16 protein-coding genes are annotated in these 15629 nt (G+C 73.4%); 12 read left to right on the forward strand and 4 right to left on the reverse strand.

All coding sequences use genetic code 11. The features are described from left to right. Positions 1–63: 63 nt before the first annotated feature. Positions 64–801 (reverse strand): MerR family transcriptional regulator, encoded by a 738-nt coding sequence (locus tag ACFQ79_RS30705; protein ID WP_383589547.1) that lies wholly within the window; start codon positions 799–801, stop codon positions 64–66. Between the two features lie 140 nt (positions 802–941). Here ACFQ79_RS30705 and ACFQ79_RS30710 point away from each other — a divergent pair, with 140 nt between their 5' ends. The 3 genes from ACFQ79_RS30710 to ACFQ79_RS30720 all read left to right on the forward strand — a co-directional run bounded on the left by ACFQ79_RS30710 (position 942) and on the right by ACFQ79_RS30720 (position 2518). Further along, a complete protein-coding gene (locus ACFQ79_RS30710) occupies positions 942–1385 on the forward strand; it encodes a TIGR03618 family F420-dependent PPOX class oxidoreductase (RefSeq protein ID WP_383589549.1) in 444 nt (147 codons plus the stop codon). Positions 1386–1420: 35 nt separating this feature from the next. Further along, entirely contained in the window at positions 1421–1903 is a 483-nt protein-coding gene (locus ACFQ79_RS30715) for a macro domain-containing protein (protein WP_383589551.1), read from the forward strand. 93 nt (positions 1904–1996) lie between these two features. After that, positions 1997–2518, forward strand: a complete 522-nt coding sequence (locus ACFQ79_RS30720) for a hypothetical protein (protein ID WP_383589553.1) — start codon at positions 1997–1999, stop codon at positions 2516–2518. Between the two features lie 29 nt (positions 2519–2547). Here the strand turns inward: ACFQ79_RS30720 and sph are convergent, their stop codons facing one another. Then, positions 2548–3585 (reverse strand): sphingomyelin phosphodiesterase, encoded by a 1038-nt coding sequence (sph, locus tag ACFQ79_RS30725; RefSeq protein WP_383589555.1) that lies wholly within the window; start codon positions 3583–3585, stop codon positions 2548–2550. Between the two features lie 125 nt (positions 3586–3710). Between sph and ACFQ79_RS30730 the strand changes: the two genes are divergently transcribed. Then, positions 3711–4199, forward strand: coding sequence for an ATP synthase F0 subunit B (locus tag ACFQ79_RS30730; RefSeq protein WP_030313635.1), 489 nt, complete (start codon positions 3711–3713; stop codon positions 4197–4199). Between the two features lie 97 nt (positions 4200–4296). Continuing rightward, on the forward strand, positions 4297–5190 hold the full coding sequence (locus tag ACFQ79_RS30735) for an oxygenase MpaB family protein (RefSeq protein ID WP_383589557.1): 894 nt from the start codon (positions 4297–4299) through the stop codon (positions 5188–5190). 114 nt (positions 5191–5304) lie between these two features. Here ACFQ79_RS30735 and ACFQ79_RS30740 read toward each other — a convergent pair whose 3' ends face one another. Beyond that, entirely contained in the window at positions 5305–6873 is a 1569-nt protein-coding gene (locus ACFQ79_RS30740) for a M1 family metallopeptidase (RefSeq protein ID WP_383589559.1), read from the reverse strand. Between the two features lie 224 nt (positions 6874–7097). On the opposite strand from ACFQ79_RS30740, the gene ACFQ79_RS30745 reads away from it, so the two are divergent. From ACFQ79_RS30745 to ACFQ79_RS30755, 3 genes are all read left to right on the forward strand, one after another. Further along, a complete protein-coding gene (locus ACFQ79_RS30745) occupies positions 7098–9152 on the forward strand; it encodes a Xaa-Pro dipeptidyl-peptidase (protein WP_383589561.1) in 2055 nt (684 codons plus the stop codon). Then, on the forward strand, positions 9149–10456 hold the full coding sequence (locus ACFQ79_RS30750; protein WP_383589563.1) for a M14 family metallocarboxypeptidase: 1308 nt from the start codon (positions 9149–9151) through the stop codon (positions 10454–10456). Before ACFQ79_RS30745 ends, ACFQ79_RS30750 begins: the two co-directional genes overlap by 4 nt. Positions 10457–10574: 118 nt before the next feature. Further along, positions 10575–10877: a hypothetical protein gene (locus ACFQ79_RS30755; RefSeq protein WP_383589565.1), complete on the forward strand. Its 303-nt coding sequence runs from the start codon at positions 10575–10577 to the stop codon at positions 10875–10877. 83 nt (positions 10878–10960) lie between these two features. On the opposite strand, the gene ACFQ79_RS30760 is transcribed toward ACFQ79_RS30755, so the two are convergent. Further along, positions 10961–11917, reverse strand: coding sequence for an FAD-dependent oxidoreductase (locus ACFQ79_RS30760; protein ID WP_383589567.1), 957 nt, complete (start codon positions 11915–11917; stop codon positions 10961–10963). 82 nt (positions 11918–11999) lie between these two features. Between ACFQ79_RS30760 and ACFQ79_RS30765 the strand changes: the two genes are divergently transcribed. The 4 genes from ACFQ79_RS30765 to ACFQ79_RS30780 are packed head-to-tail and all read left to right on the forward strand — an operon-like array spanning position 12000 to position 15534. Continuing rightward, on the forward strand, positions 12000–12611 hold the full coding sequence (locus tag ACFQ79_RS30765) for a hypothetical protein (protein WP_383589569.1): 612 nt from the start codon (positions 12000–12002) through the stop codon (positions 12609–12611). Between the two features lie 58 nt (positions 12612–12669). Next, positions 12670–14307 (forward strand): ABC-F family ATP-binding cassette domain-containing protein, encoded by a 1638-nt coding sequence (locus tag ACFQ79_RS30770; RefSeq protein WP_383589571.1) that lies wholly within the window; start codon positions 12670–12672, stop codon positions 14305–14307. 46 nt (positions 14308–14353) lie between these two features. Continuing rightward, entirely contained in the window at positions 14354–15136 is a 783-nt protein-coding gene (locus tag ACFQ79_RS30775) for a 2-phosphosulfolactate phosphatase (protein ID WP_383589573.1), read from the forward strand. After that, complete coding sequence (locus tag ACFQ79_RS30780; protein ID WP_030313656.1) at positions 15133–15534, forward strand: hypothetical protein; 402 nt, start codon at positions 15133–15135, stop codon at positions 15532–15534. Before ACFQ79_RS30775 ends, ACFQ79_RS30780 begins: the two co-directional genes overlap by 4 nt. The last annotated feature ends 95 nt before the right edge of the window (positions 15535–15629 follow it).

Below are 15629 nucleotides of genomic sequence, written 5' to 3' on the forward strand. Positions count from 1 at the left end.
ACCGGCCGGTGCGACCCGGGCCAGGTCGATGTGACGGGGCCGGTCGATGAGCGGCCGGCCCCCTCACCGACGTCTGAACGCCGTCCTCAGCTCCTCGCTCAGCGAGCGCTGGAACGCCGTGAGAAGGGCCTGGACCACCATCGGCTGCATGTGCGCCGAGAGCGACCTCATCGCGCTCAGGTGGTCCGGGTCCTCCCCGCTCTCCCGGTACGGGCTCCACACCTCGTCCCGGAAGAGCCGGGAGAGCTCCTGCGCGGCGGCGCGCGCGTGCTCCAGGAGGACGGTGCGGGAGGCGAGGATCGTCTCGTGCTCGATGGGCACGTCGAGCAGCTCGACACCGAGCCGCAGCAGGGCCCCGTCGAGCCGGAAGGTGTCGTCGTCGGCGGTCCGGTCGAGCACGCCCATCGCGGCCAGCCGGTCCACGTCCCGCTCGGTCAGCTCCCGCCCGGCCCGCCGCTCCAGCTCCCGCCGGGTGATGGACTCGGCGGACTCCGGCGCCCAGGAGGCCACCAGGGCCCGGTGGATCGCCAGGTCCTGAGCGCTGAGGTCGGGCGGCAGCTGCTCCAGGTACCGCTCGATCGCGGCCAGCGTCATCCCCTGCCGCTGGAGCTCCTCGATGAGCGCGAGCCGCGACAGATGGCTCTGCCCGTAGTGCCCGACCCGGCGCGCCCCGATGACGGGCGGCGGAAGGAGCCCGCGGGTCCCGTAGAACCGTACGGTCCGCACCGTGACGCCGGCCCGGGCGGCCAGCTCGTCGACGGTGTAGCTGGGCCCGCCCTCCTCGTCGCTCCCGACGCCCATCCGAGGTGCCTCGCTTCCGGTCCACAGCAGAATCCGGCCGCAGAGGCCGACCGGGACAGTATTGCTGTCTCACCAGAGCTGTAAAAGACCTCGCCCCCGTTTCCCGGCCGGTCCCACCGGTCCGGTTGTAGCCTCGCGGGATGACCGCGACCTTCGACGAAGCCGTCCGCGCCCGACTGTGCGCGCCCCTCATCTGGTACGTCGGCACGGTGTTCCCCGACGGAGCTCCCCAGGTCAGCCCCATGTGGGTGGATCTGGAGGGGGAGGGGGAGCTGATGTTCAACACCTCGGTGGGCCGGGTGAAGGAGGAGAACCTGCGCCGCGACCCCCGCGTCTACCTCTCCCACGCGGACTCCGCCGATCCGTTCGACCGCGTGCAGATCAGCGGCGAGGTGTCCCGCTTCGTCGAGGGCGAGGAGGCCCACGCCCGCATGGACCACCTGGCCCGCAAGTACCTGGGCGTGGACCGCTTCGAGTGGACGATGCCGGGCGAACAACGCGTGGCGGTCATCGTCCGCCCCCTCAAGGTCCGCCACATCGTCGGGGTGGAACGCTTCCGCCCGGGAGGCCCGGTTCCCGCCTAGCGGCGTTGTCAGTGCGGCGCCGTAGCGTGATCGTCATGAACGGGATCACGTACGTCCGGGGGGACGCGACCGCGCCGCACGGCAAGGGCGTCAAGATCGTCGCGCACGTCTGCAACGATCTCGGGGGCTGGGGCAAGGGCTTCGTCCTGGCGATCTCACGCCGCTGGAGCGAGCCCGAGACGGCCTACCGCCGGTGGCACCGCGAGCGCGCGCAGAACGACTTCGGCCTCGGTGCCGCGCAGTTCGTCCAGGTCGAGCCGTACATCTGGGTGGCCAACCTGGTGGGCCAGCGAGGGATGCGCACCGGGCGCAGCACCGGCGTGCCCGTGCGGTACGAGGCGATCGACGCCGCCCTCGGGCTGCTCGCCGGCCGGGCGGCGGAGCTGGGGGCCTCCGTGCACATGCCGCGCATCGGCTGCGGGCTCGCGGGAGGCTCCTGGGCTCGGGTCGAGCCGCTCGTGGTCCGGCGGCTCGTGGAGCGGGGGACACCGGTCACCGTGTACGACTTCGGCGCGTAACGGGCGGTGGGACGGGGCGTCGTGGGGGATGTCGGTGCCGACGGCTAGAGTCTGCCGCTGTTCGAACTGGGGGAACGGGAACAGGGGAGTCAGATGTACACGCAACTCAGGGAGACGGCCGACGAGTTGGCCGGAGTCCTGTGGCGGGAGCACACCGTCTACCGGGAGCGGGGCGGCGGTGTGGTGATCCGGGGCGAGCACGTGCGCCGCTGGATAAGCCTCGGTCCCACCGGGGGCAAGGACCAGGCGCTGCTGCGTGCCGGGCGGCTCCTCGACGGGGGCACCACCGCCCCTGCCCGTACCGAGGTGGTCGTCGACCTGAAGGCCGGGACCGCCGAGCTCGCGGCGGTCTGCCGGCGGATGCTCGCCGAGGTCGCCGCCGTCGCCGAGACCGCCCCGGCGCAGGCGACGCGTGGGGGGCGGACGGCCGGGTCCGGCAAGCCGGACAGGCCGGGCAGGCAGCGGAAGCCGGGTCGCGCGGCGCGTGCCGCCCGACCCGGCCGGCCCCGGAGGGAGCGGCACACGAGCCTGGGCTCGTTCGTCGTGCTGCTCTGTGTCGCCGGGGTCCTCGGTGCCTGGCTCTACAGCCTCTTCGGCGGCGGATACGGGTACTGACGTCCCGCGCCCTCCGCCCGCCGGTCAGCTCAGAAGCCGGTGACCGGGTAGTGGTCGGAGAGGTTGGTGTACGTGTAGCTCGTGCCCCAGCTGGAGACCGTCCACGGGGCGCTCTTCTCCAGGACCACGTGGTTGGTCCAGTTCGCGGGCCGGGCGTTGCCCGAGCGGTAGAGGACGTAGTCGAGGTCCTCGCGCGGGTCGTCCGGGTAGCGCTCGGAGGCGATCGAGTTCAGGTCGGTGTCGAAGGAGTACGGGTGGCCGGTGCGGGCGTCGGCCCCCGCCAGGCCCGCGTCGGCGAGCATCGTGCCGTACTCGGGCGTGTGCGAGTCGACGTTCATGTCACCGGCGACGATCACCTGCTCGTTCGCCGGGATGTTCTTGGCGTCGAGGAAGGCGTCGATCGCCTTGAACTGCCGGCTGCGCATCTGCGCCGCCTCGCCCGCCGAGCAGCCCGGGTCGGTCGACTGGGCGTGGGTGCCGACGACGTGGACCTTGCTGCCGTTCACGTCGAGCACGGTGTACGCGAAGCCCTTGTTCGACCACCAGTCGGCGCCGCAGGCGTCCTTGTAGACGTGCTGCTCCTTGCGGATGATCGGCCACTTGCTGAGGATCGTCACCCCGCCGTCCTCGGGAGTGGTCGAGGAGTAGGAGCCGCCGGTGGCGTCCCAGCCGCTCTTGCTGCGGCCCACGATCGGGGTCTGGTACGGGTACTGGCCGGCGGAGTTCGCCTTGAGCGCGTCCGAGGCGGCGTTGTCGAAGGCCTCCTGGATGACGACGACGTCCTGGCCCTGGTACCAGGGGGCGGCGGGGATCGCCTTGGCCCGGTGGTCCTGGCCCCAGTTCGGGTAGAGCGTCTTCGAGAACAGGAACGCGTTGTACGTGAGCACCTTCAGCCGCGGGGCCTCGGCGGCCGCACCGGCGGAGGCGGCGGTCGCGCTCGGAGCGGTCGCGGCCAGGGTGGCTGCGGCGAGGGCCAGGGACAGGGCGGCGCCGGGGGCGCGGCGGAGCGCGGCGAACGTCACAGGAACTCCCATGAGAGGGTGGGGGGTTGTGCTGGCGCGGCACATACAATCAGCCAGGGTTACCTTCCGGTAGCCTTTGGATGCCGGGAATCTGGCCGGGTCGGCACGAACACGACAACTCTCGCCCGGTAGCCCGAATTGTCGCTTTTTCTAGCAGGTAGAATGCGCGCATGACCCTCGCTTCGAACTCGACTGTCTTCAAGATGGACCTCGGTCCGCTCAACCCTGTCTGGGCGGAGCTCATCCTCGGCCTGGTGCTGTTCGCCCTCACCTTCCTCATCCTGGCGAAGGGCATCCTGCCGAAGATCCGGCGCACCCTCGACGAGCGCGAGGACGCCATCGACGGCGGCACCGAGCGCGCCGACGACCTGCGCTCCGAGGCCACGCAGATCCGCGAGCAGTACGAGGCCGAGCTGGCCGAGGCCCGCCACGAGGCCGCCCGTATCCGCTCCAAGGCCGTCGAGGAGGGCTCGGTCGCCATCGCCGCCGCCCGCGCCGAGGGCAACGCCGAGCGCGAGTCGATCATCGCCGCCGGTTCCGCGAAGATCGCCGAGGAGCGCGCCGCCGCCGAGCGCGAGCTCAACGCCGACGTCGACGCCTGGGCCCACGCCCTCGCCGCCCGTATCGTCGGCGAGCCGGTCGGCGCCGACCGCGGCTGACCCGTACTCCCCGAGAGGGGCCGTCACCAGGGGCCGAAACGCCCGGGTGACGGCCCCTTCGTCGTGGGTGCAGCCTGGAGTGTGAGGAGAGAGCCCCATGGAAGAGACGAAGTCCAGCGTCCCGATCCCCGTCCCGATCCCCGACGGCGATCCGGTGCCGCCGCCCGTCGGCGGCGTGCTGTGGAGCGTCGCCGGGGACATCCGGGCGCTCCTGATGCTTCCCGCTGCCCTCACGATGCAGGTCGCCCACCCGGCCGTCGGGGCCGGCGTCGACGCCCACTCGGTCTTCCGCACCGATCCCTGGGGCCGCGGTGAACGTTCCCTGCGCTCGGTCCAGCTGTGGATCTACGGCGGCGAGGACGCCGCCCGGGAGGGGCGCCGCCTCCGGCAGCTGCACCGCGACATCCAGGGCACCGATGCGCACGGGCGCCGCTACCACGCGCTGACCCCCGCCTACTACTCCTGGGTGCACGCGACCGGCTACCCCGTCTACGCGCACGGCCTCCGGCTCCTCGCCCGCCCCCTCACCGAGGCACAGGAACGCCGGCTGTACGCCGAATGGCTCCAGGTGGGCCGGATCCTCGGCATCCACGACCGGGACATGCCACAGACGATCGAGGAGTTCTGGCCGTACTACCGGAAGGTCCTCGCGGACGAGCTGGAGGCGACCGTCGTCGTCCGGGAGCTGCTCGACCCGGACCAGCCGGTGCCAGCCCCCGACCGGGGCCCGCTGCCGCTCCGGCTCGCCCTCCGGCTGCTCTGGCCGGTCCTGCGCCGCCCGTTCCTGCGGCTGCGCACCTTCCTCACCGTCGGCATGATGCCGCCGGACGCCCGGGAGGCCATCGGGCTCGCATGGACGGACGAGCAGGAGCGGGCACTGCGCCGGTTCGCCCGGGTGGTCCGGGTGGTGGTCCCCGTCCTGCCGGAGCGGCTGCGCTATCTGCCGCTGGCCAGGAAAGCCCGACAGGCCGCCCGCCGCGCGACGCGCTGACGGACGGCCGGGGGCGACCGGTACCGGAGCGGCCGTGCGGTCACCCCGGCCGTACGAGCCGGGTGACCGGTGCCTGCGGCCGGAGCGACCGTCGGCACCGGGGCACCGCACCGCTCAGTGGCCGCCGTGGCGCTCCGAGTCGTGGACCGTGTTCGTCGCCGCGATCTTCTTCCAGGACTTCGGCTGGACCGGCTTCGGCTGCGTGGCCCTCGGCGCCGCCGCGCGCGCGGACGACGGCGTGCCGGCTGCCGGCGCCGCGGCGGGCGCGGACAGACCGGCCGCCGCCGCGGTCGACGCGGCCGGCTTCGACGGCTCGTACAGCCAGGTGTCGAAGAGCTCGGCCAGCGGCTTGCCGGAGACCTTCTCCGCGTACCGCACGAAGTCGGCGACCCGCGCGTTGCCGTAGGCGAACCGCTGCGGCCAGCCCTTCAGGATCGCGAAGAAGTCCTCGTCGCCGATCTCGTTGCGCAGCGCCTGGAGCGCCAGCGCGCCCCGGTCGTAGACGGCGATGTGGAACTGGTTCTCCGCGCCCGGGTCACCCGGCTTCACCGTCCAGAAGGGGTCCTCGGCCGTCCGCGTGGCGTACACGTAGTCCGCCAGCTCCTGGGCCGTGCCCTCGCCCTCCTTCTCCGACCACAGCCACTGGCTGTAGCGGGCGAAGCCCTCGTTGACCCAGATGTCCTTCCAGTCGCGGACGGACACGCTGTCGCCGTACCACTGGTGCGCCAGCTCGTGGACGACCACCGACACGTTCGCGCCGTTGGCGAACTGCCGCGGGCTGTAGAACGGACGGGTCTGCGTCTCCAGGGCGAAGCCGCTCGTCACGTTCGGCACGTATCCGCCGAGGGCGTTGAAGGGGTACGGCCCGAAGACCCCCTCCAGCCACTCCGCGACCTCGGTCGTGCGCTCGATCGAGGCGCGTGCCGCGCCGTCGTTGTCGCCGAGGTCCTTGCTGTACGCGTTGAGGACCGGCAGCCCGTTCGCCGTCCTGTCCGTCGTGATGTCGAACTTGCCGACCGCAAGCGTGGCCAGATAGGTCGCCTGCGGCTTGTTGGAGCGCCAGTTGAAGCGGGTCCAGCCGAGGCGCGAGGACTGCGACTGCAGCACGCCGTTGCTGATGGCCTGGGTGCCGTCCGGCACCGAGACGGAGACGTCGAAGGTGGCCTTGTCCAGCGGGTGGTCGTTGGACGGGAACCACCAGGCGGCCGAGTCCGGCTCCTGAGCGGCGACGCCGCCGTCCGGGGTGCGGGCCCAGGCCGTCCAGCCGTCGATCTTCACCTCGGAGGGCTTGCCCGCGTAGCGGACGACGATCGAGAGGGCCTTGTTCTTCTCCAGCGGGGTGGCCGGGGTGACCTCCAGCTCGTGGGAGCCCGAGGTCGCGAACTTCGCCACGCGGCCGTTGACCCGGACCTCGCTGACCTTCAGGCCGAGGTCGAGGTTGAACCGAGAGAGGTTCTGCTTGGTGGTGGCGACGATCGTCGCCGTGCCCTCCAGCAGGTCCGTGGCGGGCTGGTACGTCAGGCGCAGGTCGTAGTGGGAGACGTCGTAGCCGCCGTTGCCGCTGGTGGGGTAGTAGGAGTCGCCGATGCCCGGGGCCCCAGGGGTGAAGTCGGCCGCCGATGCCGGGATCGCCAGCAGCAGGGAGGCCGCGAGGGCGCTCGGAACGATGATTCTGCGGTGCACAGGTGCTCCCCAAGTCATAAGAAAGTAAGACGCGCGGGTGGTCGTCGGTCCTTAGTCCGGACACTATTCAGTGCCCCGACGGACCGTCACGTCCAGAGGACCCCCTGTCACACGATCGCCATTCGGCCGACATGAACCCATCCGGCTCCGCAATCAACCGGAATCCCCTCTGATCGCCTCCGGCACTCTTTTGCACGGGAGTTGACCGGGGTACGTTCCCGCCCATGCCGATGCGAAAGCGGAGAACCCGCGGAGCCCGACTGCCGTACGGAACCCTCGTGGCCGCGGCCACGGCCGCCCTGCTCGCGACCCTGGTCACGCCGGCCGGCGCCCAGCCGGAGCCCCCCGCGACCGCCGGGTCCGCCGCGCGGCCCGTGTCCCTCGCGCCGGCGGTCCGGGAGTCCCGGCCCGTCCACTCGTACGCCGACGCCCTCCGTGAGTCCGTCTGGGTCGACACCGGACTCGACGGCGACGCCGACGGGCGCACCGACCGGGTCGCCGTCGACATCGTCCGCCCCCGGGAGACCGCCGCGGCCGGCCGGAAGATCCCGGTCATCATGGACGCCAGCCCGTACTACGCCTGCTGCGGACGCGGCAACGAGAGCCAGAAGAAGACCTATGACACCGACGGGAACCCCGTACAGTTCCCGCTGTTCTACGACAACTTCTTCGTCCCGCGCGGCTACGCCTTCGTCGCCGTCGACCTCGCCGGCACCAACCGCTCGGACGGCTGCGACGACGTCGGCGGCCGCTCCGACGTCCAGTCGGCCAAGGCCGTCGTCGACTGGCTGAACGGCCGCGCCCGCGGCTACACCACCCGTACGGGGGACACCCGGTCCCGCGCCACCACCTGGAGCACCGGGAACGTCGGCATGATCGGCAAGAGCTGGGACGGCACCATCGCCAACGGCGTCGCCGCCACCGGCGTCGAAGGGCTGAAAACGATCGTCCCGATCGGCGCCATCTCCTCCTGGTACGACTACTTCCACTCCCAGGGCGCCCCGCTCTACGACGCCGACCCGAGCTGGCTCTCCGGCTACGTCAACAGCCCCGAGGCGCAGGCCCGCTGCGGCGCGGTCCAGGACCGCATCACCGCCGGAACCCCGTACAGCGGCGACCGCACGCCCGCCTGGACCGAGCGCGACCACGTACGGAACGCGGGCAAGGTGAAGGCCAGCGTCTTCGTCGTGCACGGGCAGCAGGACCTCAACGTGCGCGCCAACCAGTTCGGCCAGTGGTGGGACGCCCTCGGCGCCCAGGGGGTCGAGCGGAAGATCTGGCTCTCCCAGACCGGTCACGTCGACCCCTTCGACTTCCGGCGCGCCGACTGGGTCCGCACCCTGCACCGCTGGTTCGACCACCACCTCCTCGGCTACGAGAACGGCATCGACCGTGAGCCGGTCGCCGACATCGAGCGCGCCCCGGACCGCTGGACCACCGACCGCCAGTGGCCGCCGCGCGGCACCGCCGGCACCACCCTGCGGCCCGCCCCCGGCGGCGTGTCCGGCCCCGGCGTCCTCGGCCGGAAGGCCCCCGCTCCCGGCTCCACCGCGACCTTCACCGACGACCCCGGTCTCGGCGAACTCGACTGGGCGGCCCGGATCGACGCCCCGACCCCCGAGAAGGCCGGGTTCGTCACCCGCCCCCTCTCCCGCGACCTGCGGATCTCCGGCTCCTCGAAGGTGACGGTCACCGCCACCCCGACCACCGCCACCGCGCACCTCTCCGCCGTCCTCGTGGACCTCGGACCGGACACGATCCGCGACTACGGAGCCGCGGGCGAGGGCATCACCACCCTCGCCGACCGCACCTGCTGGGGCGCGAGCACCCCGGGCGACAGCGCCTGCTTCAAGGAGACCGAGGCGAACACGACGGACGTCGGGTACACGGTCGTCAGCCGGGGCTGGGCCGATCTCGGCACCTGGTCCGACCCGCGGAAGGGACGCCCGCTGACCCCCGGCAGGGCGTACACGATGACCCTGGACCTCGCCGCCACCGACCACGTCGTCCCGGCCGGACACCGTCTCGCCCTGATCGTCGGCGGCACCGACAAGGACCTGCTCGACCCTCCGTCGACCACCCCGACCCTGACCCTCGACCTCGCCCGCACCTCGGCGAGGGTGCCGCTCGTCGGCGGCGCCGCGGCCTTCGGCCGGGCCACCTCGGGTCCGTACCCGGCCGTGCCCTCGTTCACCCCCGCCGCCCCCTCGCTGAGCGGCGCCGTACCGCCGGCCGCCGTCGCCGGCCCGCGCCTGCCGGGATTCGGAGCCGCCCGATGAACCCCCGTACCGGACACCGGAGTTCCCGACGCGCCCTCGCCCTCGTGGCGGGCGCGGCCGCCCTGGCCCTGCCGCTCGTCACCGTCCCCGCCAAGGCGGCGGACAGCGCACCCGTGAAGCCGCTGCCCCGCACCGGATTCGAGACGAGCGGGGGCGCCCGGTGGACCACCGAGACCGAGGAGCGTGATTTCCTCGCGGCCGTCGACCGCTCCAGCGCACGGCTGTCGCTGCGGGTCATCGGCACCACCGCCCAGGGCCGGCCGCTCCGGCTCGCCGGTCTCGGTACGGGCCGCACCACCGTGCTGCTCGTCTGCAGCCAGCACGGTGACGAGCCCGCGGGCCGGGAGGCCTGTCTGAGCACGGTGCGCGACCTCGCCCACGCCCAGGACCGGGAGACCCTGCGCTTCCTCGCCCGGACGACCCTCCTCGTCGTGCCCACCGCCAACCCCGACGGCCGGGAGGCCGACACCCGGGGCAACGCCGACGGCATCGACGTCAACCGCGACCACATCGCCCTGCGCACCGCCGAGGCGCGCGCGGTCGCCGCCGTCATCCGCGACCGGCGGCCCGAACTCGTCTACGACCTGCACGAGTACGGTGCCACCCCCCGGTACTACGACAAGGACCTGCTCGCCCTCTGGCCGCGCACTCTCGACGCCGACCCGCACGTCCACGACGAGTCCCGGACCCTCTCCGAGGAGTACGTCCGGCCCGCCGCCGGGCTCGCCGGGTACAGCAGCGGCATCTACGGCATCTGGACCGACCCCCTCACCGGCAAGCCGCTCAAGCAGGTGGCGGGCGACGGCCAGGAGCGGATCCTGCGGAACACCGCCGGGATCAAGCACTCCGTGGGCCTGCTCGTGGAGACCCGGGTGGACGCCTTCGACGAGGCCGAGCAGAACGACCCGGCGCTCAACCACCGCCGCCGTGTCGCCACCCAGCACGCCGCCCTGGAAGGGGCCTTCGCCTACCTCGAAGAACGGCGCGGACCGCTCACGGCGGCCACCTCCGCCGCCCGGCGCGCCGGATACGCCGACCGGGGTCCGGTCTTCCTCGGCGGCGCCGACAACGATCCGCCGGAGCCGTCGGAGATCCTTGCGGACCCGCCCTGCGGCTACCGGCTGTCCGCCACGCAGTACGCGGAGGCGGGCGACGAACTCGCCCTGCACGGCGTCGCCGTGCGGCCGGAAGGCGCGGGTGTGTTCGTGCCGCTCGCCCAGTCGCGGCGCGCGCTCGTACCGCTGCTCCTGGACGGGCGCGCCACCTATCACCTCGTCAGTGGGAGTCCTGTGGAGAGGTGTTGACGATCACGTGCCGTACGGGTCGGAGTGGCGTGAATCCATCGTTTGCCGAGGTAAAGTTACCCACTGGTACTGACCATGCCTCGAACAGGTCCCCACGGCCTGGAAGTTGGAGAACACCATGCGCACCACCACGACCGCCCGTCGTGCCCTCACGACGATGCTCGCCACCACGCTGCTCGCCGGAGGCGTGCTCCTCGGCCAGACGGTGACCGCCGAGCCCGCGGCCGCAGCCAAGATGACCTGCAACATCAGCCAGCTGAAGAACGACGCCCAGAAGGAGCGCAACCGCGCCGCGCAGCTCAGGGGCCTCGGCGCCCACGCGGAGGCCCGCAAGGCCAGCGCCCGCGCCGCCGCCCTGGAGACGCGCGCCCGCCAGTGCGAGGACGCGGAGAACAACAGCAAGCCGCCGCTCTGGAAGTAGGAACACACGCCGGGAAAGCGATCCGGTGAGCAAACGCGGGGCGGGTGCTGTCCGAAAGGGCGGCACCCGCCCCGCGGGCGTTCTCACGCCTCCACGAGCTCCGCCGCCCGCTCCGCGCAGCCCCAGGCCACCGTCACGCCCGCGCCGCCGTGCCCGTAGTGGTGCACCAGGCGCCCGCCGCCCGGCAGCGGCACCGCCTCGATCCGTACCCCGCCCACCCGCGCCGGCCGCAGGCCCACCCGGTGACCGAGCACCCGCGCCCCCGCGATCTCCGGCCGCACCCGCGCGCAGCGCGCCACGATCGCCGCCGCCGTCGCCGGATCGGGCTCCGTCCGCTCGTCGCCCTCCTCGGCCGTCCCGCCCAGGACCAACCGCCCCGGCTGAGGGAAGAAGTACGTCGTCCGACTGGACCCCTCGTCCGCCGAGGTGAACCACTCCTCGATCCCCGGGTTCTCGACCAGGACCAACTGCCCCCGCACCGGACGCAGTCCGGGATCCGGTACGAGCTCCCGCGCGGCCGTTCCCGTGCAGTCGACGACCACCCGCGCCCCGGCCGCCGCCTCCCCGAAGCCGCTGACCGCACGCCGCTCGAAGACCCCGCCCGCTGATTCGAACCGGCCCCGCAGCCACGCCAGATGCACCGGCATGTCGATCAGCGGCAACCGCGCCGCGAGACCCACGTCGTACGGCCCCGGCACCTCCTCGGGCGCCAGCTGCCGCAGGCCCGGCACCTCCCGCGCCCAGGATCCCAGCCCGTCCAGGACGGTGTCCGCGTGGACCCCGGCCACCCACCGCACCCCCGTGCGCTCCGGATCGGCGGCCAGCTCCCCGTACACCCGCAACGAGGCCAGCGCCCAGGCGCCCGCCGCCTCCTCGGGCTCGATCCGGTACGGCCACCACAGGGCTCCGGCCACCGCCGAGGTCGTCGCCGTCACCTCGTCCCGCGACCAGACCCGCACCCGAAGGCCGCGCTCCGCCAGCGTCACCGCGGTCGTCAGTCCGACGACCCCGCCACCCACCACGATCACGTCGCTCTCCATGCCCGGGACCGTACCGGGACCGGGACATTTCCGGGACGGACCAGCCATGGAACGAGGACGCCGACCGGGGAATGCTGGAGGCATGCCGGCCGTGTACACGACTCTCGACCTCGCCCCCGCCGTCCTCCCGGACGGCGGTGGTGCACTCCCCGGGGCCTCCGCCCGCCCCCGCCCCGAGGACGTCGACCTCGTCGTCGACGGCAGGGCGCTGCTCCACCGGCTCGACGAGGCCGAGGGCGTCGACACGGTCTCGCCGCTGGCGGGCGACCTACCGCCCGCGCTCCGCGCCGAGCACGTCCGCGGGCTCCTCGACCCGGACGCGGCCGAGACCTCGCTCACGGGCGGACGCCGGGTGATCTACTCCTGCCCCGACTGCGAGGACCTCGGCTGCGGAGCCGTCACCGCCGTGGTCGAGCACGACGGCGAGGACGTCGTCTGGCGCGACTTCGCCTGGCAGACCGGCCCCACCGCGGCCCCGGCCCGCGAGGGCTACCCCGGCGTCGGCCCGTACCGCTTCCACCGGGCGGCCTACCGGACCGCCCTGCGACGCCTCGGAACAGAGCCCCGTCCCGAGCCCCGTCCCGAGCCGCGGACCGAGCCGCTGGCCGAGCCCCCGATCGAGCCCCCGACCGAACCCGCGCCGGAGTCCCGCCCGCAGCCCCGGCTCGGGCCCCTGACCCGGGCACGCGGCTAGCGCCGTCCGCCCTGGCCGGGGCGGGGCGGGTCTCCGGTCGCCTAGGATTCGTACCCTGATGACTGCAACCCTCGTCGCCAAGGACCTCGCCGCCGGCCACGGCGAACGCACCCTCTTCGCCGCGCTCGACCTCGTCGTCGCCCCCGGCGACGTCATCGGCCTGGTCGGCGTCAACGGCGCCGGCAAGTCGACCCTGCTGCGGCTGCTCGCCGGGCTCGACACCCCGGAGGAGGGGGAGCTGAGGCTCTCCCCGCCCACCGCCGCCGTCGGCCACCTCCCGCAGGAGCCGGAGCGGCGCACTGGGGAGACCGTCCGGGAGTTCCTCGCCCGGCGCACCGGAGTCGCCGCCGCGCAGACGGCGATGGACGAGGCCACCCAGGGCCTCGTCGACGGCACGCCCGGCGCCGACGACGCGTACGCGATCTCCCTGGAGCGCTGGCTGAACCTCGGCGGCGCCGACCTCGACGAGCGCGCCGAGGAGGTCGCCGACTCGCTCGGCCTCACCGTCGGCCTCGACCAGCCGATGACCTCCCTCTCCGGCGGCCAGGCCGCCCGCGCCGGCCTCGCCTCCCTGCTGCTCTCCCGCTACGACGTCTTCCTGCTCGACGAGCCCACCAACGACCTCGACCTCGACGGACTCGAGCGCCTCGAAGGCTTCGTGAAGGGGCTGCGCGCCGGCACGGTCGTCATCAGCCACGACCGTGAGTTCCTCACCCGTACGGTCACCAAGGTCCTCGAACTGGATCTCGCCCAGCAGCAGATCACGCTGTACGGCGGCGGCTACGAGGCCTACCTGGAGGAGCGGGACAGGGCCAGGCGGCACGCGCGTGAGGACTTCGAGGAGTACGCCGGCAAGAAGGCGGCCCTCGAAGCCCGCGGTCACATGCAGCGCTCCTGGATGGACAAGGGCGTCAGGAACGCCCGCCGCAAGTCCACCGACAGCGACAAGCTCGGCCGCAACGCGCGCAGCGAGGCCAGCGAGAAGCAGGCCGCGAAAGCCCGCCAGACCCAGCGCATGATCGAGCGGCTCGACGTCGTCGACGAGCCCCGCAAGGAGTGGGAGCTCCGCATGGAGATCGCGGCCGCTCCGCGCTCCGGCTCGGTCGTCGCGACCCTCCGCGAGGCCGAGGTGCGCCGCGGCGACTTCTCCTTCGGCCCCGTCACCCTGCAGATCGACTGGGCCGACCGGGTCGCCGTCACCGGGGCCAACGGCGCCGGGAAGTCGACCCTGCTCGCCGCCCTGCTCGGCCGGCTCCCGCTGGACTCGGGGGACACGGTCCTCGGCTCGGGCGTCGTCGTCGGCGAGGTCGACCAGGCCCGCAAGCTCTTCCACGGTACGGAGACGCTCCTGGAGGCGTTCTGCGCGGCGGTGCCGGAGACGGAGCCCGCCGAGGTCCGTACCCTGCTGGCCAAGTTCGGCCTCAAGGCCGTCCACGTCATGCGGCCCGCCACCACGCTCTCCCCGGGCGAGCGGACCCGCGCGGCGCTCGCCCTGCTCCAGGGCCGGGGCGTGAACCTGCTCGTCCTCGACGAGCCGACGAACCACCTGGACCTGCCGGCCATCGAGCAGCTGGAGTCCGCGCTCGACTCGTACACGGGCACGCTGCTGCTCGTCACCCACGACCGGCGGATGCTCGACGCGGTCCGCACCACGCGCCGCGTCGAGGTCGCCGACGGCAAGGTCACCGAGCTCTGATGACGCTCCCGCGCACGGCGGGCCGACGGCTCGCGACGGCGGCCGTGTGCGCGGCACGGCGGGCCGCGACGGCGGTCCCGCGCGGCTGCCCGGCCCCGCGATGACGGTCTCGTTCGGCTGGGGACCCGTCGAGGCACGGGCCCTCGCCCCCTCGGCCGCCTGCGTGGTCGTCGTCGACGTGCTGTCCTTCACCACCGCCGTGGGCGTCGCCGTCGAGGCGGGCGCGGCCGTCCACCCGTACCGGTGGCGGGACGCGACGGCCGCCGCGTACGCGCAGGGCGTCGGCGCGACCCTCGCCGTCGGGCGCCGCGAGGCGACCCCCGAGCACCCGTGGTCGCTCTCCCCGGCCGCCCTGCGCGCCGCCCCGACGCCGCCGCGGCTGGTCCTGCCCTCGCCGAACGGCTCCACCATCGCCGCGGAGGCCGGCGACGCGACCGTCGTCGCCGCGTCCCTGCGCAACCACTCGGCCGTCGCCCGCTGGCTCTCACGGCGGGGGTACGGCTCCGCCGAACGCCCGGTCGCGGTCATCGCGTCCGGCGAGCGGTGGCCGGACGGTTCGCTGCGCCCGGCGCTGGAGGACCTGCTCGGCGCGGGCGCCGTCCTCGCCGGGCTGCGGGCCTCCGGCCCGCACGTCCTCACCCCGGAGGCGACCGCGGCGGCCACGCTGTGGGCGGCCACCGAGGACCCGGTCGCCGCCTTGCACGGCTGTGACTCGGGTCGTGAACTGTACGAGTACGGCTTTCCGCAGGACGTGGCCGTGGCCGCCGAGACCGACAGCTCGACGACCGTCCCCGTTCTCGTGGACGGCGCATTCCAGGAGGCACCATGACCGACCTACTGACCCGGCTGACCGAGATGCTGGACGATCTCGACGCCGACGTGGACGAGACGATCGACCTCGCCGACGAGATCGCCGCCTCGGGGGACGCCGGTCTCCTGCCGCGTCTCCAGGCGGAGCTGGATCGCGCCCTCACCGAGCGGAACGCCTACGCCCGTGAGCTCCTGGGCGGTGTCGTCGCGGCGATCGGCGGCCCGGAGGCGCTGCCGACCCTGATCCGCGCCTCCGCCGTCGACCTCGGTGACGACCAGGACGGTCTGGCCACCGAGATCGTCGATCTGGTCCAGGCCGACCCGAAGGCGGCCCGGGACCTCCTCCAGCCGCTGACGGAGGACGACGACCTCTCCGTCGCCAACCGCGCCGACTGGGCCCTGCGCTTCCTGCCGTAGCGGGTGCGGGGCCGCGCGACCGGTCCGGGGTCCACCGCCGACCGGTCCCGCCGGTCGGAGCCGTCCCCGTGGCCCGGACGGGGCACACGGGGACC

It is taken from the genome of Streptomyces sp. NPDC056480 (genome assembly GCF_042795405.1).
Taxonomy (GTDB): Bacteria; Actinomycetota; Actinomycetes; order Streptomycetales; family Streptomycetaceae; genus Streptomyces.

Coding starts and splice junctions, on each gene's coding strand:
- ACFQ79_RS30705 (WP_383589547.1), bottom strand. CDS start 801: ATGGGCGTCGGGAGCGACGAGGAGGGCGGGCCCAGCTACACCGTCGAC.
- ACFQ79_RS30710 (WP_383589549.1), top strand. CDS start 942: ATGACCGCGACCTTCGACGAAGCCGTCCGCGCCCGACTGTGCGCGCCC.
- ACFQ79_RS30715 (WP_383589551.1), top strand. CDS start 1,421: ATGAACGGGATCACGTACGTCCGGGGGGACGCGACCGCGCCGCACGGC.
- ACFQ79_RS30720 (WP_383589553.1), top strand. CDS start 1,997: ATGTACACGCAACTCAGGGAGACGGCCGACGAGTTGGCCGGAGTCCTG.
- sph (WP_383589555.1), bottom strand. CDS start 3,585: ATGTGCCGCGCCAGCACAACCCCCCACCCTCTCATGGGAGTTCCTGTG.
- ACFQ79_RS30730 (WP_030313635.1), top strand. CDS start 3,711: ATGACCCTCGCTTCGAACTCGACTGTCTTCAAGATGGACCTCGGTCCG.
- ACFQ79_RS30735 (WP_383589557.1), top strand. CDS start 4,297: ATGGAAGAGACGAAGTCCAGCGTCCCGATCCCCGTCCCGATCCCCGAC.
- ACFQ79_RS30745 (WP_383589561.1), top strand. CDS start 7,098: ATGCCGATGCGAAAGCGGAGAACCCGCGGAGCCCGACTGCCGTACGGA.
- ACFQ79_RS30750 (WP_383589563.1), top strand. CDS start 9,149: ATGAACCCCCGTACCGGACACCGGAGTTCCCGACGCGCCCTCGCCCTC.
- ACFQ79_RS30755 (WP_383589565.1), top strand. CDS start 10,575: ATGCGCACCACCACGACCGCCCGTCGTGCCCTCACGACGATGCTCGCC.
- ACFQ79_RS30760 (WP_383589567.1), bottom strand. CDS start 11,917: ATGGAGAGCGACGTGATCGTGGTGGGTGGCGGGGTCGTCGGACTGACG.
- ACFQ79_RS30765 (WP_383589569.1), top strand. CDS start 12,000: ATGCCGGCCGTGTACACGACTCTCGACCTCGCCCCCGCCGTCCTCCCG.
- ACFQ79_RS30770 (WP_383589571.1), top strand. CDS start 12,670: ATGACTGCAACCCTCGTCGCCAAGGACCTCGCCGCCGGCCACGGCGAA.
- ACFQ79_RS30780 (WP_030313656.1), top strand. CDS start 15,133: ATGACCGACCTACTGACCCGGCTGACCGAGATGCTGGACGATCTCGAC.